Genomic DNA, 20,597 nt, shown 5'->3' with positions numbered 1-20,597 from the left:
TGTTTTATTTTTTGCTGCTCTTTTTAAATCCATAAAGCACAAAACCAAATAATACAACCCCAATAATTAACATGGCATAAGCCTTATAATTATATCCAAAACTCAAATTATCAAAATCTAAATAGGTAATTCCGAAGGTCAAAAAAATGATTGCAATAAATCCGACAAATCCTAAGCTGTTTTTCATAATTAATACTATTCGATCTTATAAAACATGATGTTTTTTAATCAATAATTTTGATCTAAACTGTATGAGATCCGTTTTTTCAAAGGGATTTGTTTACCACTTAATTATCACACTTCCCCAAGTAAACCCACTACCAAAAGCAGCTAAAACAACGGTATCTCCTTCTTTTATTTTACCTTCTTCCCAAGCTTCAGTTAATGCAATGGGGATAGAGGCTGCAGTTGTGTTTCCGTATTTTTGTATGTTATTAAACACTTGGTCATCGCTTAACTTAAACTTACGTTGTATAAATTGTGAAATACGAAGATTTGCTTGGTGAGGAACCAACATATCAATGTCTTCAACTTTTAAGTTGTTTTTCATTAAGCCTTCCATAATCACTTCGCTAAAACGAACCACTGCATTTTTAAATACAAATTGGCCATTCATGTGCGGAAAATAACTTTCGTCATTAGGATCGTTATCTTCTATGATATCACTAACCCAACGCTTACCCATTCCTGGTGCAATTAAGACTAATTCTTCTGCATGTTCTCCTTGCGAATGTAAATGTGTTGATAAAATTCCTTTTGAGTTATCCTCTTCTCTAGTTAAAATGGCAGCTCCTGCTCCATCACCAAAAATAACAGAGACTCCACGACCTCTCGTTGTTTTATCTAAACCAAAAGAATGCAATTCACTTCCTATAACTAGGATGTTTTTATACATTCCTGTTTTAATAAAATTATCGGCTACAGACATGGCATATACAAACCCAGAACACTGATTACGCACATCTAGCGCTCCAACCGTTTTGATATCTAAAGCATGTTGCACTTGTACCCCTGGACCAGGAAAATACATATCAGGACTCAAGGTTGCAAAAATGATAAAGTCGATGTCATCCTTATCAATACCCGCACGTTCAATAGCAATTTTAGCAGCTTTCACTCCCATGGTTGCAGTAGTGTCTCCACTACCCTTTTTTACCCAACGACGCTCTTTTATACCTGTGCGTTCTTGTATCCATTCGTCATTAGTATCCATGAGTTTAGATAAATCATCATTGGTTACAACATTATCTGGCACATATTTACCTAAGCCTATTATTTTTGAATTGTACATCGAAAATTTATTTTCGTTTCCGAAACATCGGAAAACTTATTATTTAGTTCAGCAATTTAAGATATAAGATACAATTTATTTTTATTAGAATTTACATTCGTTATGCACGCATAGTACTTATGTCACTTTGTCACATTTTAAGTCTTGGTATTTTATTTGACTATACCTAATCATTCAAATTAATAATACAAAAAACTATATATCATGACAAAAGGAAGTATTAATGTATCGGTAGAGAATATCTTTCCGTTAATTAAAAAGTTCTTATACAGCGATCACGAAATCTTTTTACGTGAGCTTATTAGTAATGGTACAGATGCCACGCTAAAATTAAAACACCTTACAAGTATAGGTGAATCTAAATCTGACTATGGAAATCCTATTATCGAAGTAAAGATTGATAAAGAAGGTAAAAAACTTCACATCATTGATCAAGGTTTAGGGATGTCTGCTGAAGAAGTTGAAAAATACATTAACCAAGTTGCATTTTCTGGTGCTGAGGAATTCTTAGACAAGTACAAGGATTCGGCTAAAGACTCAGGAATTATTGGTCATTTTGGTCTTGGTTTCTATTCTGCATTTATGGTTGCAGAAAAAGTTGAAATTATCACTAAGTCGCATACTGGTGCTGATGCTGCACATTGGACTTGTGATGGATCTCCTGAATTTACATTAGAGCCTTCTGATAAAGCAGATAGAGGAACAGAAATCATTCTTCATATTGCAGAAGATTCTACTGAATTTTTAGAAGACAATAGAATCAGTGAGTTACTGAATAAGTATAACAAGTTTATGCCTATTCCAATTAAGTTTGGAACAAAGGAAATAAACGATCCAGAATTTACTCCTGCAACGACTACTGATGCAGAAGGAAAAGAAACGACTGAGCCACACAAACAGATTACAGTAGATAACATCATCAATAATCCTGATCCGGCTTGGACAAAACAACCAACGGAATTAGAAGATGAAGATTATAAAGGATTCTACAGAGAATTGTATCCAATGCAATTTGAAGAGCCTTTATTCAACATTCACCTAAATGTAGATTATCCGTTCAACTTAACAGGAATCTTGTATTTCCCTAAGATGACGAACGATATGAACATGCAAAAGGATAAGATTCAATTATACCAAAACCAAGTTTATGTAACAGATAATGTTGAAGGAATTGTTCCTGAATTCTTAACCATGTTACGTGGTGTTATTGATTCTCCAGATATTCCATTAAACGTATCGCGTTCGTACTTACAAGCTGATGGAGCTGTGAAGAAAATTTCATCTTACATCACTCGTAAAGTAGCAGACAAATTGAAATCATTATTCAACGCGAATCGTGAAGATTTTGAAGCAAAATGGGATGATATTAAAATCGTAATTGAATACGGAATGCTTTCTGAAGAGAAATTCTTCGAAAAAGCTGATGCTTTTGCCTTGTACCCAACGGTTGATGGTAAATTCTATACATATGAAGAGCTTTTCAACAAAACAAAAGCAACTCAAACAGATAAAGATGGTAAGTTAGTTATGCTTTATGCTTCTAATAAAGACCAACAACACAGCTACATTGAAGCTGCAAAAGCGAAAGGATATGAAGTATTAATTTTAGACTCACCTATTGTACCGCATTTAATTCAGAAGTTAGAATCTACTAAAGAAAATGTTTCTTTTGCGAGAGTTGATGGTGATCATATTGATAATTTAATCAAGAAAGATGAAACTGCAATTTCTAAATTATCAGAAGAGCAACAAACAGAATTAGATACCATCTTAAAAGAAGTAATACCTTCTGAAAAGTTCGCTGTACAGTTGGAAGCTATGGATAGCGATTCGTCTCCATTTATTATTACGCAACCAGAATTTATGCGTCGTATGAAAGAGATGCAACAGACTGGTGGCGGCGGAATGCAGATGTTTGGTAATATGCCAGAGATGTACAATCTTATCGTAAACACAAACTCTCCTTTGGTTAGTGAAATTTTAGAAACTAAAACCAAAAAGAAACAAGAACGTTTAATTACGCAAAGTTTAGATTTAGCACGTTTATCTCAAGGCCTTTTAAAAGGTGAAGAGTTAACGAACTTTATTAAGCGTAGTTATGAGATGATAAAATAGATTAAGACCGCTTCGCTTTTAGAGCTAAGAGTCAAGACTAAAACCACTTTGTTAATTCAAAGTGGTTTTTTCTTACAAAGAAAAGCTAGTCAACATTTTTTTAACCTAGCGCATCGAAATCAAGACGCTCATTTAAAAGTATTTACATACTTTCACGATTATATTAAGTTTAAAGTGAAAAACGATACTTCAAAAGTTCAAGAAATTTTTAAAGGACTCTCATTTACAGATGAAGAGTTAAAATTTGCATCTTCCGTTTTTCATAAAAAACATTATAAAAAAGGAGCCCTAATTTTTAAAGCCAATGATATTATAGATGATATGTTTTATATCTATCAGGGTTGCTTAAGGACGTATTATATGTCTACTTCCGGAAAAGAATACACCGTTCAATTTGGAATAAAAGATTGGTGGATTACAGATTTCACGGCTTACTTTTCTTCTTCAAAGGCTATAATGAATCTTGAAGTTATTGAAGATACAACACTCTACAGTCTTTCTAAATTTGATAAAGAGCTTTTATATAGTGAAATTCCTCAAGTAGAAACTTTTATTAGAAAAAAATTAGAAAGTGCTTTTGCTGCTTTTCAGAAAAGAATTATAGTTAGTTTATCACAATCTGCGACAGAGCGTTATCTTGTTTTTCTTGATACTCATAATAATATTGAGAAAAGATTGAAGAATTATCATATAGCATCCTACTTAGGTATTACAAATGAAAGTTTAAGCCGTATTCGAAAAGAATTATACAATTCTTAAAATTTTTCCATTTATTATCCTACATCAATTTTTATTTATTCTGAACCTTTTATTTTTGCATCAGCATAATTACCTAACTAATTATACTAACATATTCCCCCTAAGGATTAATAGCTAAAAAGCGCAGGTTGTACAACTTGCGCTTTTTTTTACATCTATATTTAAATCCTTAAAACTGATAAATAAGAAATGATTTTTTATTTAAATTAGCCCATGGAAGAAATTAAAATACTATTCTTTGTTGTAGGTACTTTTTTCGGTGTTCATCAAAGTAACATCATTTCAGAAAAAACAACAGTTACTATAAGTCCGGAAGAAAAAACTATTATAATCGTACAAGAAAACTTAATGACATTTATTAAAACTGAAAGTGATAGTATAAATATTCAAAATGAATTGTCAAAAATAGTACATCCTAATCATTCATGGAGCCCTCAACTTGAAAACTTCCCTATAAAAGAGAAGAAATTCTACAAGTCTGATGATAAAAAATCGCTTAATTTAAAACTAAGTCTAACCTATTCGACCTCAAAAGATTTAAAAATATTTGGCATCAATAAAAATAATGATGGAAAGCTCTCCATGACGAATTTTCCAAAATCACACACAACATCTACCGATGGTACATTAGAAGAGCCCTATTGGAATTTTGAAAACGATAAACCTTTCACATTTACCGAGGAACCTTTAACTGATTTACCTGAAGCCTTCCAAAAAATTAAAAAGAATTTGTTACCGTTTTGGCTAGCGCTCAAATAAAAATAGTGAAAACAAAAAAAGACCATCTTTCGATGGTCTTTTCATTTATTAAATAATTACTAACTATTATTCCAGAATCAACTTATGTGATACTCTTCCTTGTTCTGTAAATACATTAACAATATAAATCCCAGTAGATATCCCTCTAATATCTATGGAGTTTGTTCCATTTACTATCTTAATTTGCTTTACTATTCTTCCAGACAACGCTGTAACTTCAGCTTTTATTTCACCAGAAACAGAATTATCTATCACAATATTAAATTGTCCTTTTGTTGGATTTGGATAAAGATTTAAAACTGAAGCAGCATTAAAATCATCAACTGATAAAGCGACTTGTGCTTCTACAGATCCTATATCTCTTGCTCCTCCAAATACAACCTGACCAATTTGATCTACAAACATATCCGTTGCATCACCAGCATCATAAGCAGGTGAATTAGTTAATAATTGATGTGTTAATGTAACACCTCCATTATCTTGTAACGGTCCTAATAAAGGATCTACTCCTTCGATATCATTAGTTTGAGTTGTAAATACTGATAAATCATCTGATCCAATTAAATTAAAATCATTTGATGTTAGCATTCCTGATACGTCTGTTCCTGTAACTGCAGTGTTTAAAGCTACAATCGTATTTTTTAAAGTAACAGTATTAACGGCATCAATACCACCACCAATTCCATCAGTTGAATTCTTGGCAACCGTTACCGCATTAAGATCTAAACTCGCTCCATTATTTGTTAATCCACCACCAGAAACTAATGCTGAGTTACCAGAAATTGTACTCGTCATAACCGAAGTGATTGATCCTGTGTTATTATAAATTCCACCACCTTCAGCAGCTGTATTATTATCTACTGTAGACATAGAAACTGTCATCATTGTTCCTCCTTGATTCCATAATCCACCACCTTCATTAGCCGCAGCGTTTCCTGTTATGGTACTTGTAGAAATTGTAATCATTCCTGACATTCCAGTAACGTGAAAGCCTCCACCATTTCCTGGAGCAGCAGTTCCTGCTAAGCCATCAACATCGTTATTAGACATTATTGAATTTGAAAACATTAAGTTACCATCAATAAGTTCAATAGCACCACCTGCTCTGTTAGCTGCATTACCATCGAATGTAGAATCCATGACAGTAACATCTCCAGCCGTACTTAATAATCCACCACCAGATGCAGAAGCTCCTGTTGCCATATTATTAGAAATTATACTACCATTTGTAATATTTAACGTTCCTCCATTATTGAAGATTCCAGCACCACCATCATCAGCTGCAGCACCTAAAGCCATATTAGAATCTACAAGAACATTATCTGTTGTCATTATTCCAGAACCATTCCATAAACCACCACCTTCACGAGCAGCATTATTTCCATTTACAGTTCCACCAACAATATCAACAGTGCTATCTCCACTTACATGAAGTCCACCACCATTTCCAGGTGCACCTGTTCCTGTTACAACTCCTGTTATATTATTATTTAAGCTTACATCAGTCAATAGTACTGGTCCACTTCCATTAATTTCAATTCCACCACCAGCTCTGTTAGATTCATTAAAAGCAATTGTAATTCCATTTGCCATTAAAGTACCTGCTGCGTTTAAAATTCCACCACCTGTAGATTGTGCTCCATCAGCTATATTATTCGTGATTTCAGTTGTTCCTGAAAGATCAAGTGTTCCTCCTTCATTATAAACTCCACCTCCACCAGCAGCACCTGCTGTAGTAGCGTCATTTCCTGAAGCTATATTTCCGTCAACCATATGATTTACAATAGTCATAACTCCTGAACCATTCCATAAACCACCACCTTCATTAGCTGCTATATTATTATTTGTTGTACCACCTGTAATGTTTGTTGTCGCAGCACCAGATACATGAAGTCCACCACCAGATCCTGGTGCAGCCATTGCCGGAGAAACTCCTGCATTATTCATATCTAATGTGGTGTCTATAAGATTTAAAGTGCCACCTGCATGTTCAATTCCTCCACCAGCTCTATTGGCCTGATTCATTGTAATTGTAGAATTTGTTACAGTAACATCACCACCAATAGTTAATATTCCGCCACCAGAGCCAGAAGCTCCATCCGCTATATTATTGCTTATTGTTGTGTTGTTTTGAACGATTAATGTCCCTCCGTTATTAAAAATTCCGGCACCACCATCATCTGCTGCTGGTCCACTTGCCACATTCCCGCTAATTAATACTCCATCTACAGTCATTGTAGCTGTACTGTTCCATAAAGCTCCACCTTCTCTAGCAGCCACATTATCACTCATTGTACCTCCTGTTAATATTGCTGTTCCTGATCCACTAATATGAAGACCCCCTCCATTACCTGGACTAGCAATCGCTGGTGAAACACCGGTATTATTGCCACTAACATTGTAGTTTCCTGAGAAATCAATAGAACCGTCTATAATTTCAATAGCTCCACCTGCGCGGTTAGATTGATTAAAAGCCAAAACAGCATCTGTAATTGTAACAGCACCATCTGTACTTAAAATTCCACCACCAGAACCTGAAGTTCCATTTGCAATATTATTTGTTATTGCTGCTGCATTACCAACAACTAAAGTTCCTCCATTATTAAATATAGCTCCACCACCATCATCAGCATCGTTACCTGAAGCGATATTAGCATCCAAAAACGTTAAGCTCACATCCATGGTTCCTAAATTGTTCCATAATCCACCACCTTCTTTAGCCGCATAATTATTTGAAACTGTTGAAAAACCCGAAATTGTTGCATTGGTTGTACCAGATAAATGTACTGCACCACCATTTCCAGGGTTTGGTGTAATTGTATTTCCTAATCCAATGTCTACACCTGCAGCATTTCCTGTTAGTGTAACACCCGATAAAATTAAAGTTCCGTTTGAACTATCTTCAATCGCTCCACCTGCTCTACTTGCATAGTTTCCTGTAATTGCTAATCCATTTGCTAGGTTTAAAATTCCACCAGTATTATTAAAAATAGCACCACCACGTCCACCTGGAGTAGATCCACTTGCAATGTTACCTACTAAGGTAGTTCCTGCGCTAATATTAATTGTACCGTTACCATTATTATAAATACCACCTCCACCAGTAGCATCTCCTACTGCAGAATTTCCTGTTATCATGACATCAATTACATCTAAAACACCACTACCATTCCATAGTCCACCACCTTCTTTACCAGCGACATTTCCATTAACAGTACCTCCGTTAACAATAGCACTTCCTGCTCCTGTAATATGTAATCCACCTCCATTTCCTGGAGCTGCTGTTGCAGGCGACACACCTGCATTGTTATTATCTAAATTAACATTCAGTAATGTAATTGATAATCCTGCACCAGAATTATCCTCAATTCCACCACCTGCTCTATTCGCTGTATTATTTGAAATCTCAGAATTATTAACCACTAAAACACCTCCAATAGCATTAAAAATTCCACCACCAGAACCTGAAGCTCCATTAGCTGTATTGCCCGATATTATTGAATTATTAATAGTTACAACTGAATTTGTCATATAAATGGCACCACCATCAACATCAAGACCGTTGATTAACATTAAGTCATTTAATACGACTAAACCTGCAGTGATATTAAATATTCTACCATTATTATTAGCATCTATAGTTAATGGTGTTATTGAATTCCCACTAATTATTAAATCTTTATCAATTAAAAGTTCGCTATTTAACGTTACCGTAGTCACTGATGTGTCAAAAGTTATTACGCCACCAATTGGTGTGTCTGCGATTTCATTTCGTAGTGTTCCGTCTGTTCCATCATCTGCTCCGCTAGTTACTAGCTGCGCAAATGCATCTGCTGAAATAAAAAAAGTCATTGCCATAGCAATAACAAAAGTAATTTTGTTTTTCATGTTGATTAGTATTTGATAAAATGGTTAATTGCTTTGCCACTTTGGAAAGCACAAATACCTACGAGAAAATTTAAGGGTGGGTTTTAAAATATAAATGCTTTAACATTTTTTTAACATTCCGAATGATTAAAATTGAACTTCAAGTCGAGTGAATTCTTAAAATTATTGCAAATTATAAAGCCCCTTAGTTGTACTATTTTTAATACTTTTATTGAATGAAAATTAATTCAACCAATATTGCGCAACCAACCAAATTTATTTGGAATGGTGAAGAGATCACCACAGGGATATATAAAAAACCGATTGAGGTTGCTATTCACTTAGGTCTGACCGATGTTAAAGGTGACGAGGTTTCGGATCGAAAAGTACATGGTGGAGAGTTTAAAGCGTGTTACTTATTTTCTGCAAATCAGTATCCCTATTGGCAAGATTTATATCCTAATTTAGATTGGACTTATGGTATGCTAGGCGAAAATCTAACCGTTGAAAATTTAGACGAAAAGAAACTTTTTATTGGTGACATTTATAAATTGGGTAATGCTTTAGTTCAAATTACGCAACCAAGAGAACCCTGCTTTAAATTCGCGCATAAGTTTGGCTCCGATACTGTTTTACAACAATTTATTACGCATGGTTACTCCGGAACTTATGTCAAAGTTTTAAAAGAAGGAGAGGTCAAAGTTGGAGATACATTTGAATTACTAGAACGAGGAAAAGATAGTATTTCTATTTTTCAACTGTTTGAATTACTCTACGCAGAAAACAAAAATATAGGGCACATCAATTTACTTCTCGATAATGAAGCTTTACCAAAACGCTTTAGAAAACGCTTAGCCTTTTTTACAAGATAACAACCTTCTTCAAGCCCTTAAATCTTCAAAAACATCACATTTAGGTTAAGCTTCACCGTGATCTTAATTCTGACTTAAGCACCTAAAACTCTGAATAGTGTTAAATAATATCTTTTATGCGCAAACGTTGTAGTTAATCTTTTAATATCTTTACGAGGTCTGAATACAAATCAATTAAAGATATCCTTCCAATTATGAAAATCAAAAAAATTCTAGTTGCCAACCGAAGTGAAATAGCCATCCGTATTCTAAGAGCATGTACGGAACTTAATATTACAACAGTTGCGGTTTACACCTATGAAGATCGGTATTCCCAACATAGAAATAAGGCTGATGAATCTTACCAAATTGGTGAAGATAATGATCCTTTAAAACCGTATTTGGATATTGAAGAGATTGTGGCTTTAGCCAAAGAAAAGAATGTCGATGCTATTCATCCTGGTTATGGGTTTCTATCTGAAAATTCAGAATTTGCGAGGAGATGTGCAGAAAACGATATTATTTTTATTGGTCCAGATCCGGAAGTTATGGATGCTTTGGGTGATAAAATTACAGCTAAGAAAATTGCTGTAAAATGTAATGTTCCTATTATAGAAAGTAACAAGAAAAACTTAAGCTCACTAAAAATAGCACTTTCTGAAGCAAATGCCATTGGTTATCCTTTAATGCTAAAAGCCGCTTCTGGAGGTGGTGGACGTGGAATGCGCGTGGTTAGGAATGATAAAGATTTAGAGCAACATTTTGATTCCGCCAAAAACGAATCTTTAAATGCGTTTGGTGACGACACCATGTTTTTAGAGAAGTATGTAGAAAACCCAAAGCATATTGAAGTACAGATTGTAGCCGACAGACATGGCAATATTCGTCATTTATTTGAACGTGACTGTTCTGTGCAACGTCGCCATCAAAAAGTAGTTGAAATCGCTCCGTCTTATAACATTTCTCAAAAGGTAAAAGATGATTTATACAGATATGCTGTCGCTATTACTTCGGAAGTTAATTATAACAATATTGGAACAGTTGAGTTTTTAGTAGATCAGCAAGACAATATCTATTTTATTGAAGTCAACCCAAGAATTCAAGTCGAGCATACGGTTACCGAAATGGTTACTGGCATTGATTTGGTAAAAACACAAATATTCATTGCTGGTGGTTATAAATTATCGGATCAGCAAATAAAAATATACGAGCAAGAGTCCTTACAAACCTATGGTTTTGCCTTGCAATGTCGATTAACAACCGAAGATCCTGAAAACAATTTTACTCCAGATTACGGAAATATTACCACTTACCGTAGTGCTTCCGGAATGGGAATTCGTTTAGATGCTGGTAGTATTTATCAAGGGTATAACGTGAGTCCATTTTTTGATTCTATGCTTGTAAAAGTATCTGCTCATGGTAGAACACTGGATGGAGCCGTTCGGAAAATGACACGTGCGTTAAAAGAATTTAGAATTAGAGGTGTAAAAACTAACATCCATTTTCTTCAAAATGTCATTCAGCATGAAACGTTTAAGGAAGGAAAGGTCACTGTGAATTTCATTCAGAATACTCCAGCTTTATTCGAAATAAAATTACCACAAGACCGAACAACTAAAGCAGTGAACTTTCTTGCTGAAGTGATTGTCAATGGTAATTCTGATGTCAAAAATATTGATAAAACCAAAGTTTTTAGAACGGCTAAAGTTCCAAAGTATAATCGTTCGGAGGCCTTTCCAAAAGGCACCAAAGATCTACTAACAGAATTAGGTCCTGAAGCCTTTTGCCAATGGTTAAAAGACGACAATAAAATACATTATACAGATACCACCATGCGCGATGCGCATCAATCGCTTTTAGCAACACGTATGCGAAGTTATGACATGCTAAAAGTGGCCGAAAGCTTTGCAAAAAACCATCCCAACACCTTTAGTATGGAAGTTTGGGGAGGCGCTACTTTTGATGTCTGTTACCGCTTTTTACACGAAAGTCCATGGACGCGCTTAAGAGAATTACGTAAAGCGGTTCCAAATATTTTGTTTCAAATGTTATTACGCGGCTCTAATGCTGTAGGCTATAAAGCCTATCCTGATAATTTAATTGAGAAATTTGTTGAAAAATCTTGGGAAAATGGAGTTGATATTTTTAGAATTTTTGATTCTCTAAATTGGGTAAAAGCTATGGAACCAAGCATGAATTTTGTTCGTAATAAAACAGGTGGTATCGCGCAAGCTGCCATTAGTTATACAGGTGATATTTTAGACCCAAAGCAAACCAAATACAACCTCAACTATTATACGCAACTCGCAAAAGATTTAGAAAACGCAGGTGCCCATATGATTGCCATAAAAGATATGGCTGGTTTATTAAAACCGTATGCTGCGACGGAATTAGTTGGTGCTTTAAAAGACACTGTAAATATACCTATTCAGCTCCACACCCACGATACCTCATCTTTGCAAACCGCAACCTATTTAAAAGCTATTGAAGCAGGAGTTGATGTGGTTGATGTAGCACTTGGTGGCCTATCTGGATTGACCTCTCAACCCAATTTTAATGCGGTTGTTGAAATGATGAAAGGTCAAGAACGTGCGCATGACTTTGATATGAATACGCTCAATCAGTTTTCAAACTATTGGGAAGATACACGCGAAATGTACTATCCTTTTGAATCCGGGTTAAAAGCAGGCACAGCTGAGGTTTATCAACATGAAATTCCTGGTGGTCAATATTCAAATTTAAGACCACAAGCCATTGCCTTAGGTCTTGGAGACCGTTTTGATGAGGTAAAAAAAATGTATGCACAGGTGAATGCCATGTTTGGCAACCTCATCAAAGTCACACCAAGCTCTAAAGTGGTTGGTGATATGGCTATTTTTATGGTGACTAATAATCTCACGCCAGAAGATGTTATGGAACGTGGTGAAACAATTTCGTTTCCAGAATCGGTAATCAATTTCTTTAAGGGAGATTTAGGTCAACCTGTTGGAGGCTTTCCTAAAGCACTTCAAAAAATTATATTAAAAAATAAAGAAGCGTATACCGACCGACCAAATGCCCATTTAACGCCTGTAGATTTTACTAAAGAATTCGCTGCTTTCAAAAAGAAATTCCAACAAGGCTTTACAAGACCTATTGAAATAGAAGACTTTTTATCGTTTATGTTATATCCAAAAGTATTTGAGAAAGCCCATGAAAACTATAAACTTTACGGAAATATAGCGCTTATACCAACTAAAGATTTCTTTTTTGGAATGAAGCTTCAAGAAGAAACCAACATTACGCTTGAACCAGGGAAAACGATAATTGTAAAATTACTTTCGGTGAGTATTCCCAATGATGCAGGTGTAAGAACCGTATTTTTTAAAGTGAATGGAGAAAACCGATTTGTTGAAATATTTGATACGTCATTAAATATTACTAAAGTAGAAAACGTGAAAATTGATAAAGAAGATGCCAACCAAATTGGAGCTCCTTTACAAGGATCATTATATAAAGTTTTAGTAAAGAAAGGTTCAACTATTAAGGAAAATGATCCTTTGTTTATAATTGAAGCCATGAAAATGGAAACAACCGTTACAGCACATAAATCTGGTAAAATAAAATCGGTAAGTTTATCTGAAGGCAGTATGGTAAAACAAGATGATTTGATTGTTACCTTTGACTAAGCAATTCAATTTATGTCATCCAAATACAACAAAATAGGAATCAATTATAACCAAACTCGAAAAGCAGATCCGTATTTAACATCACAATTATTAAAACATCTTAATCCGAATAAAGATGGATTGTATTTAGATATTGGTTGTGGCACTGGTAATTATACGTCAGAGTTTCAGAAAAAAGGATTTCAATGTATTGGTATTGATCCGTCTATTGAAATGCTTCAAAAAGCACAATCTAAAAATCAAAATATTCAATGGAATATTGGTACAGCAGAGAAAACAGACTTACCACAAAATAGTGTTGATGGCATCATAGCATCCTTAACTATTCATCATTGGTCTAATCTTATGCAAGCGTTTTCTGAGTTAGCTTATGTTTTAAAACCGAATGGTGAAATTGTAATTTTCACTTCAACTCCAGAACAAATGAAAGGTTATTGGTTGAATCATTATTTTCCAAAAATGATGGAAGATTCTATTTCACAAATGCCTTCACTAAAACTTATTGAAAATGCTTTAAATTTTGCAGATATTAACATTACAAAAACGGAAATCTATAGCATCCAACCCGATTTAAAAGATCAATTTCTGTATTGTGGAAAACAAAATCCAGAATTATATTTTGATAAAAGTATAAGACATGGCATCTCTTCTTTTAGTACATTAGCAATTATAGATGAAATTAAAACTGGTTTAGTCTCGCTACGACGCGACATTGATAGCGGAAAAATAAATGATATAATGAAGTCTTATGAAAATGATTTAGGCGATTACCTATACATCATTGGTAAGAATTAGATTGAAGATAATCATTATAACATTCTTTTAACTTTTAAGAAAAAATCTTGGCAAGACTTTTGAAACTTATACCCTAAACAACTAAAACATAAACATGAAATTATTACAAAACCTTCCAATTATTATTTTAGCCACAGTCCTATCCTCTTGTGGTTCTACAAAAAAAACAACGGCAACCTATTGGGTAAACAGTGCTAAAGTAGACTGCGACGCAGGAGCCGGAAAAACAACATGTCTGCAGGTTTCAAAAGCCGAGAATCATGAAAATGCAGAATGGTCTAATTTTTATGCCCCTATAAATGGTTTCACTTTTGAACCTGGTTACTTACAAAAAATTGAAGTCACAGAAACACAATTAGATGCTGAAGGTGTTCCTGCTGATGCGTCTTCAATTCAATATGATCTTATAAAAGTGTTAGAAAAAAAGCAAGACCCTAAATTAGCGATTCACGATATTTGGGCAACAACACATATTAATGGAAAAGCGATTGAAAGCACAACCACTGTGCCAACTCTTGAAATTAACACAACTGAAATGCGCGCTTCTGGAACTAATGGCTGTAATAATTATACCGGACAAATAAAAAACATCACTTCTGATACTATTGAGTTTGGAGCTATGGCATCCACTCGAAAAATGTGTATGGATATGGCAATTCCAGATCGTTTTGACAAGGCATTTAATAGCATTTCAACGTATAAAAAAGAAGGGCTAACGTTATCTTTTTACAATGAAGCTGGTGACGAAACGTTACGTTTCAAAAAAGTAGATTAATTTCATTGTTATTATATTCAAAATGAATTGGGTTATTTAGGCTTAGGTCTCAATAACCCAATTTCTTTTCCACTATCTTTGCCTCCATAAATTATTAAGTATTGGAAAAGAAAAAACAGCATCCTGAAGTAAAATCAGAACTTCACCCAAGAAATCAACATAGATCACGATACAATTTTGACGCACTTATAAAAAGTTCACCAAAATTAAGTCCTTATGTTGCACCTAATAAATACGGTGACGATTCCATCGATTTTTTTAATCCTGCGGCTGTAAAAGCATTGAACAAAGCTTTATTAATTCACCATTACGGATTAGACTACTGGGATATTCCTGAGCATTATTTATGTCCACCTATTCCAGGAAGAGCAGATTACATTCATAATATTGCCGACCTTTTAAAAGGTGAAGGCAGTGTTATTCCTAAAGGAAATCATATTAAAGGTATCGATATTGGTGTTGGTGCCAATTGTATTTACCCTATTATTGGTCATCATGAATACGGTTGGTCATTTATAGGAAGTGATACCGATGAAGCCGCTATTATATCTGCGAAAGAAATTGAACAGAAAAATTATGACTTAAGATCTACTCTAGAAATTAGACGTCAAGAAAAAGCGAACAACTTTTTTTATGACATTCTAAAACCTGAAGAAAAAGTAGATTTCTCTATTTGTAATCCACCGTTTCATGCGTCTGCAGAAGATGCTCAAAAAGCAAGCTTAAAAAAACAAAGGAACCTTAAAGGGAAACGCCCTAATAAAGCACTTTTAAATTTTGGCGGACAGCATAACGAATTATGGACCAAAGGTGGTGAAGCTCGTTTTGTAAAAGACATGATTTATGAAAGTAAGCATTTTGGCAAACAATGCTTCTGGTTTACAAGTTTAATTTCGAAAGAAGTGACGCTAAAACCAACTTATAAAGTTTTAGAAAAAGTAAATGCGACAGTTGTAAAAACTATTGAAATGGGACAAGGCCATAAAATCAGTAGATTTATCGCTTGGACTTTTTTAACAGAACAAGAACAAAGCGATTGGATAAAAGAACGTTTTTAGTAAGATTACGTTACTTAGAGTAATCCTTTTTTTCAGCGGAATGTTTCGAGAAGTAATTGAATCAATATGGTTCTCGATGTCATTTGCTGATACTTCACAAATCACTCAAACTGACGTGGTTTGTAATTTTAATATTTTTATACCAAAGTTTGAATTAACAAATATTCTACCTTTGTCACAAACACAATACTTATGTCATTTAAAGACTTACATCTTATAAAACCGATTCAAAAAGCTGTTGCAGCTTCTGGTTATGTTGAACCTACTTTGGTACAACAACGGTCTATTCCAATTATATTAGAAGGCAAGGATGTTATCGTATCTGCACAAACAGGTACAGGAAAAACAGCTGCTTTTGCCTTACCTATTTTGCAAAAATTGTACGATAAGCAAGATGCACCAAAAAAGGGTAAGAAAATAAGAGCGTTGATTATAAGTCCGACACGGGAATTAGCCATACAAATTTATAAGAATTTTAAAACCTATGCTGAGTTTACCAATCTAACGTCTTTAGTCGTATTTGGTGGCGCTTCGATAGAACCTCAAATAGATATATTAAAAAAAGGTGTTGATATTTTAGTCGCAACTCCTGGTCGTTTACTCGATTTACACAAACAAGATTATATTAATCTCGATTTCATTGAAACCTTTGTTTTAGATGAAGCCGATTTAATGTTAGCCATGGGCTTTATTGATGATGTAAAAAAGATAGAACGTCTTTGTCCTCAAGAAAAGCAAACCTTATTATTCTCGGCAACGATTCCGTATAAAATTGAAGAATTAGCCAATACCTTGCTTAAAGATCCTGAACGTATAGATGTAACACCAACAAAATCTGTAGCAAAAGATGTAAGTCAGCTATTGTATTATGTGCCTAAGCAAAATAAAATTGAACTGTGTTTACATTTAATGCGCAACACTATTGAAGGAAGTGTTCTTATTTTTAGACGTACTAGAAATGGCGTTGATAAGCTTGAAGAAACCTTATTAAAAAACGGATTCTCTGTAAATAGTATTCATGGTGATAAACCACAAAGTGAAAGACAAACCGCTTTAAATAAGTTTAAAAACGGTTACGTTAAAATTCTTATTGCTACAGATGTTGCGGCACGTGGTATTGATATTAATGAACTAGATAACGTTCTTAATTTTGATATGCCAGGCATACCCGAAACTTATGTGCATAGAATTGGTAGAACTGGTAGAGCGGGACATACAGGTAATGCGTATTCACTGTGTTCTGCTGATGAGAAGAATTATGTAAAAAAGATAGAACAAGCTATTAATGTTCAGATTCCTGTAGTAACCGATCATCCTTATCCGCTAGATCCAAAAGCGGAACCTGTTGTGCATAAAAGACAAGGTAGTAAGTATAAAAAAGGTCGTAAAAGTGAAGCTTCTAAGAAGAAGAAGAAGCGTTGGTATTAGAATAGCTGTTGGCTGTTGGCTGTTGGCTGTTGGCAAAAAAACAAAAAAGCACTTAATGATCCTAAGTGCTTTTTTTTGTTTATATAATAATGGAATTATTCAAATTTCATTTCGAAAAGTAAATAGTGTTTTATGCCGAACTTTTCACCCCATTTTTCAATAGCATCACCAGATGTACCAACGTCACACCAAGACAAAGAACCATCTTCTCTTTCGTAAGGTAAAATATAGGCTAACAGATAAAATGACTTGTTATAGTCGATTTCTAAACTGCTTTCATCTACTAAATTTCTTAAACTGTAATTATCAGAGTCGATAGCATCATAATTTTTAGTGATACTAAATCTAGGAAATTTAAAAGTCATTTTCAGTTGGTTATCATTGGTTCGTTTTGATATCACTTTCATTTTAAACACCGTGTCATTTAAGGTCTCAAACTGTTTATAGCCAATCGTTTTACTATTTATAATGGTGGTATCAGACACTATTTTACCATCCCAAATTTCCTTGACTGAGAGCTGATAACTTTTCCCTTTAAGTTGTTCGCCTGAAAATTTCAACTTCATATAATCAATGCCTTCAAAACTTAAAAGATCGTTTATTTCTTCAATATCTGATGCATATTCAGTTGTCATTTTTAAAGATGAATCCGTTTTAGAATCAGCTTCTTTTTGTTGTGCTAGCAATCCGCTGAAGCACGTTAATGCGACAGTAATAATTAGAAATCTTTTCATAACTTAATTGTTTTATTTTTTGATTGAATCGTTGTAGGTATAAATAATACCATGAATAATATCGAAGTAAATTTCACCCGAAAAATTTCCTTTGCCACTTGGTTTTCTTTCCATCATACTATACTTCTCACCTTTGCTCGTGGGTTGCATTTCTATTTTATAATTTCCCACAAAATTCTTAGTATTGTTACCAATGGCCTTAAAACTGAAATCTAAATCAGGATAGAAAAAATGGATTTTAGAATATTCAGAATACAGATTAAAGCGTTTAAAATTTGAATCCCAATTATAAAAATAGTATTCACTATTAAAGTCTGTTATTGTTGTGTTATTTTGAATTTCTCCAATTTCAACTTTAGAAAACTCTGAGGTAATTTTTGTGTTTTGCACACTTCCTATTTTACCATTTTTCACATTAATAAATTCAAAATCACCACCTTCAATTGCTATAGTTTCCAATGTTGCATTTTCAATCTTAAACTTATTATATGGATTTGAGATTTCTTTGGTTTTTAAAGTGCCACCAATCAGTGTTCCTGTCAATTCATTTCTGAAATGATATCCTATATATAATCCTGATTCTTTGGCATTAACTGTTAACTTTAAATAGGGTGGAATTTTAATTATAAAACGACTTCGTATCATTTTTACACCACCTTTTTTAAAATTAGATATATTACCATTTTTATCTACTTTTTTAAAACGGTCGTTAATATATTTCAAAGAATTACTTTGTATGCTGTGATTATTCTGTTCTATTTCTAAACGTAATGCATCTAATGATTTACGACTAACAGAATCCTTTTTAGACTCAAAAAATGATTGGTTTATAGTAATAGCATCTGTTGTTTTAAATTCATAAGTTTCGATTGAAATTTTATTTTTACTACTCGCACTGAGTGTAATATGATTATCAAATTTACCGACCTCTACTTTTATCTCATCTAAAAAGGCATTAATTTCTTTCTTTGAATACCCATCAAATTCCATAATATAATCCACATGAAGATTTCCATCTGTAGACTCCTCCAACGCAACTGTAATATTATCTAAATTAAAAATGGCTGTGGTATTTCTATCAGCCGTAAAAGACTCCGTATGAATCTTATGTTGCTGTGCATTTAGCATAACTGATGTGATGAGCATCAGTGCTAAAATTTTAAATGGTGTTTTCATACTGTTCGTTTTTTTGATTTAATATGTTGATGTGCTTTTGAATGTCTTTTAAAATCTGCAATCGCGTTTGAAGATTTTCAACGAGTGCTTCAATAACTAAAATGTTATTAGAATCGTCTTTAAACTGAACAGAAATAGCTTTGTAATCTGTATCTAAGTCTTTCAGCTTTTTTCTAAACCGTTCTACCAAAACAGCATCATCTGCGATGGTTAAAAAACTCTGCCATTCGGTCTCTATATCTTTAAGATATGCTGCTTCAACAGCTTCAACTTGTGCTATAATTGGTGACACTTGATTGGGATCTGGTTTTGCTTCCATGTCCATAACATTAAACCCTATAGTTAATGCAACAATTAAAATAGCAGCAGCACTTAACCAAGTATAAGGATTCTGCTTTGGTTTGGATTGCCTTTTAAGCTTATCTGCAAATTCACTTCTATGATTTTTAGGAAGCGCTTTTAAATCGTCCTCCTCTGTAAATAAGGTTCTAATATCTTGCTTCATTATACTTATCTTTTAATAGATCTTGTAACTTTAATTTACCACGTCTTAGATGTGTACGTGATGTTTTTGTGGGAATTTCTAATATCTCTGAAATCTCTTCGTGATCGTAGCCTTCTAATAAATAAAGCTTTACTACAATTCTATGTTTTTCGTTTAACTGCTCAATGGCAAATAAAATCTCTTGCTTCGTAATTGAAGTATCAAATTGCCAATCATCTTCATTCGAAATCTGCAATTCTGACACCTCAACCGCTTCAAACTCTAGTTTATTTTTCTTTAAAACGTCTAAACACTGGTTAATGATAATGCGTTTTAACCAAGCACCAAAGGTGGATTCGGGTTTATAAGTTTCAATATGTCTAAACGCTTTTAAAAAGCCTTCTTGCATCGCATCTTTGGCATCTTCTTCACTTAAATATCGACAGGCAATGGTGAACATAGCTTGACTATACTTATCATAAACTTGCATTTGCGCAACTTGATTTCCTTTTTTGCAAAGCTTAATAAGTTTAGTTTCTAATTTCTGCATTGGATTGGTTAGCGGTTTTAAGAACTCATATTGACTTTTTCTATTTCCTAAAAAATGGCTAAAACTCACACATTCTTCATCTATTTTTTTTCTCATAGCTATGCTATGACTTTCAAAAATAGACTCGTCTGAATAAATTTCTTCTCATTTTCTGCTTAAAACAAAAAATCAAGTTGAATTCTAATATAAAAACGATGGAATTTGGAAAGGGTTTCAAAATAGGATAAAAAAGATTGATTTTAATTGAATATGTCTAAATTTAACCTGAATTTCAATCTACCCAATAT

General features: G+C 33.8%; 16 protein-coding genes. 9 read left to right on the top strand and 7 right to left on the bottom strand.

Annotated features, from left to right (window positions below):
- Nucleotides 1-4 precede the first annotated feature (4 nt).
- Nucleotides 5-187, bottom strand: coding sequence for a hypothetical protein (locus DFQ09_RS10150; protein ID WP_115809963.1), 183 nt, complete (start codon nt 185-187; stop codon nt 5-7).
- Nucleotides 188-280: 93 nt separating this feature from the next.
- Nucleotides 281-1,291 (bottom strand): 3-oxoacyl-ACP synthase III family protein, encoded by a 1,011-nt coding sequence (locus DFQ09_RS10145; RefSeq protein WP_115809961.1) that lies wholly within the window; start codon nt 1,289-1,291, stop codon nt 281-283.
- 204 nt (nt 1,292-1,495) lie between these two features.
- Here DFQ09_RS10145 and htpG point away from each other — a divergent pair, with 204 nt between their 5' ends.
- The 3 genes from htpG to DFQ09_RS10130 all read left to right on the top strand — a co-directional run bounded on the left by htpG (nt 1,496) and on the right by DFQ09_RS10130 (nt 4,924).
- Nucleotides 1,496-3,406 carry a molecular chaperone HtpG gene (gene htpG / locus DFQ09_RS10140; RefSeq protein WP_115809959.1) on the top strand — a complete coding sequence of 637 codons (1,911 nt, stop codon included), beginning with the start codon at nt 1,496-1,498 and terminating at the stop codon, nt 3,404-3,406.
- A 174-nt stretch (nt 3,407-3,580) separates the two neighbouring features.
- The gene (locus tag DFQ09_RS10135) at nt 3,581-4,165 is read left to right on the top strand and encodes a Crp/Fnr family transcriptional regulator (protein WP_115810359.1); all 585 of its coding nucleotides are present in this window, start codon (nt 3,581-3,583) and stop codon (nt 4,163-4,165) included.
- A 213-nt stretch (nt 4,166-4,378) separates the two neighbouring features.
- On the top strand, nt 4,379-4,924 hold the full coding sequence (locus tag DFQ09_RS10130) for a hypothetical protein (RefSeq protein ID WP_115809957.1): 546 nt from the start codon (nt 4,379-4,381) through the stop codon (nt 4,922-4,924).
- Between the two features lie 66 nt (nt 4,925-4,990).
- On the opposite strand, the gene DFQ09_RS10125 is transcribed toward DFQ09_RS10130, so the two are convergent.
- Complete coding sequence (locus DFQ09_RS10125) at nt 4,991-8,812, bottom strand: beta strand repeat-containing protein (RefSeq protein WP_115809955.1); 3,822 nt, start codon at nt 8,810-8,812, stop codon at nt 4,991-4,993.
- A gap of 215 nt (nt 8,813-9,027) precedes the next feature.
- On the opposite strand from DFQ09_RS10125, the gene DFQ09_RS10120 reads away from it, so the two are divergent.
- The 6 genes from DFQ09_RS10120 (at nt 9,028) to DFQ09_RS10095 (ending at nt 17,366) form a co-directional block, all read left to right on the top strand.
- A complete protein-coding gene (locus DFQ09_RS10120) occupies nt 9,028-9,663 on the top strand; it encodes an MOSC domain-containing protein (RefSeq protein WP_115809953.1) in 636 nt (211 codons plus the stop codon).
- A gap of 194 nt (nt 9,664-9,857) precedes the next feature.
- Nucleotides 9,858-13,310, top strand: a complete 3,453-nt coding sequence (locus DFQ09_RS10115) for a pyruvate carboxylase (RefSeq protein WP_115809951.1) — start codon at nt 9,858-9,860, stop codon at nt 13,308-13,310.
- A 12-nt stretch (nt 13,311-13,322) separates the two neighbouring features.
- The gene (locus DFQ09_RS10110) at nt 13,323-14,105 is read left to right on the top strand and encodes a class I SAM-dependent methyltransferase (RefSeq protein ID WP_115809949.1); all 783 of its coding nucleotides are present in this window, start codon (nt 13,323-13,325) and stop codon (nt 14,103-14,105) included.
- 94 nt (nt 14,106-14,199) lie between these two features.
- Nucleotides 14,200-14,880: a DUF4377 domain-containing protein gene (locus tag DFQ09_RS10105; RefSeq protein ID WP_115809947.1), complete on the top strand. Its 681-nt coding sequence runs from the start codon at nt 14,200-14,202 to the stop codon at nt 14,878-14,880.
- Nucleotides 14,881-14,981: 101 nt separating this feature from the next.
- Nucleotides 14,982-15,938, top strand: coding sequence for a 23S rRNA (adenine(1618)-N(6))-methyltransferase RlmF (gene rlmF / locus DFQ09_RS10100; RefSeq protein WP_115809945.1), 957 nt, complete (start codon nt 14,982-14,984; stop codon nt 15,936-15,938).
- A gap of 192 nt (nt 15,939-16,130) precedes the next feature.
- On the top strand, nt 16,131-17,366 hold the full coding sequence (locus DFQ09_RS10095) for a DEAD/DEAH box helicase (RefSeq protein ID WP_115809943.1): 1,236 nt from the start codon (nt 16,131-16,133) through the stop codon (nt 17,364-17,366).
- A 95-nt stretch (nt 17,367-17,461) separates the two neighbouring features.
- On the opposite strand, the gene DFQ09_RS10090 is transcribed toward DFQ09_RS10095, so the two are convergent.
- Genes DFQ09_RS10090 through DFQ09_RS10075 form a run of 4 tightly spaced genes read right to left on the bottom strand, consistent with a single transcriptional unit; the run spans nt 17,462 to nt 20,406 of the window.
- Entirely contained in the window at nt 17,462-18,100 is a 639-nt protein-coding gene (locus DFQ09_RS10090) for a hypothetical protein (RefSeq protein WP_147298344.1), read from the bottom strand.
- Between the two features lie 12 nt (nt 18,101-18,112).
- Nucleotides 18,113-19,276 carry a hypothetical protein gene (locus DFQ09_RS10085; RefSeq protein WP_115809939.1) on the bottom strand — a complete coding sequence of 388 codons (1,164 nt, stop codon included), beginning with the start codon at nt 19,274-19,276 and terminating at the stop codon, nt 18,113-18,115.
- Entirely contained in the window at nt 19,260-19,781 is a 522-nt protein-coding gene (locus DFQ09_RS10080) for a hypothetical protein (RefSeq protein ID WP_115809937.1), read from the bottom strand. Before DFQ09_RS10080 ends, DFQ09_RS10085 begins: the two co-directional genes overlap by 17 nt.
- Nucleotides 19,765-20,406 (bottom strand): RNA polymerase sigma factor, encoded by a 642-nt coding sequence (locus DFQ09_RS10075; RefSeq protein WP_245940344.1) that lies wholly within the window; start codon nt 20,404-20,406, stop codon nt 19,765-19,767. Before DFQ09_RS10075 ends, DFQ09_RS10080 begins: the two co-directional genes overlap by 17 nt.
- Nucleotides 20,407-20,597: the final 191 nt, after the last annotated feature.

Source organism: Winogradskyella pacifica (assembly GCF_003386275.1).
Classification (GTDB): Bacteria; Bacteroidota; Bacteroidia; order Flavobacteriales; family Flavobacteriaceae; genus Winogradskyella; species Winogradskyella pacifica.
The sequence above is the reverse complement of the archived record's forward strand: the minus strand, read 5'-3'. Positions and strand labels throughout refer to the sequence as shown.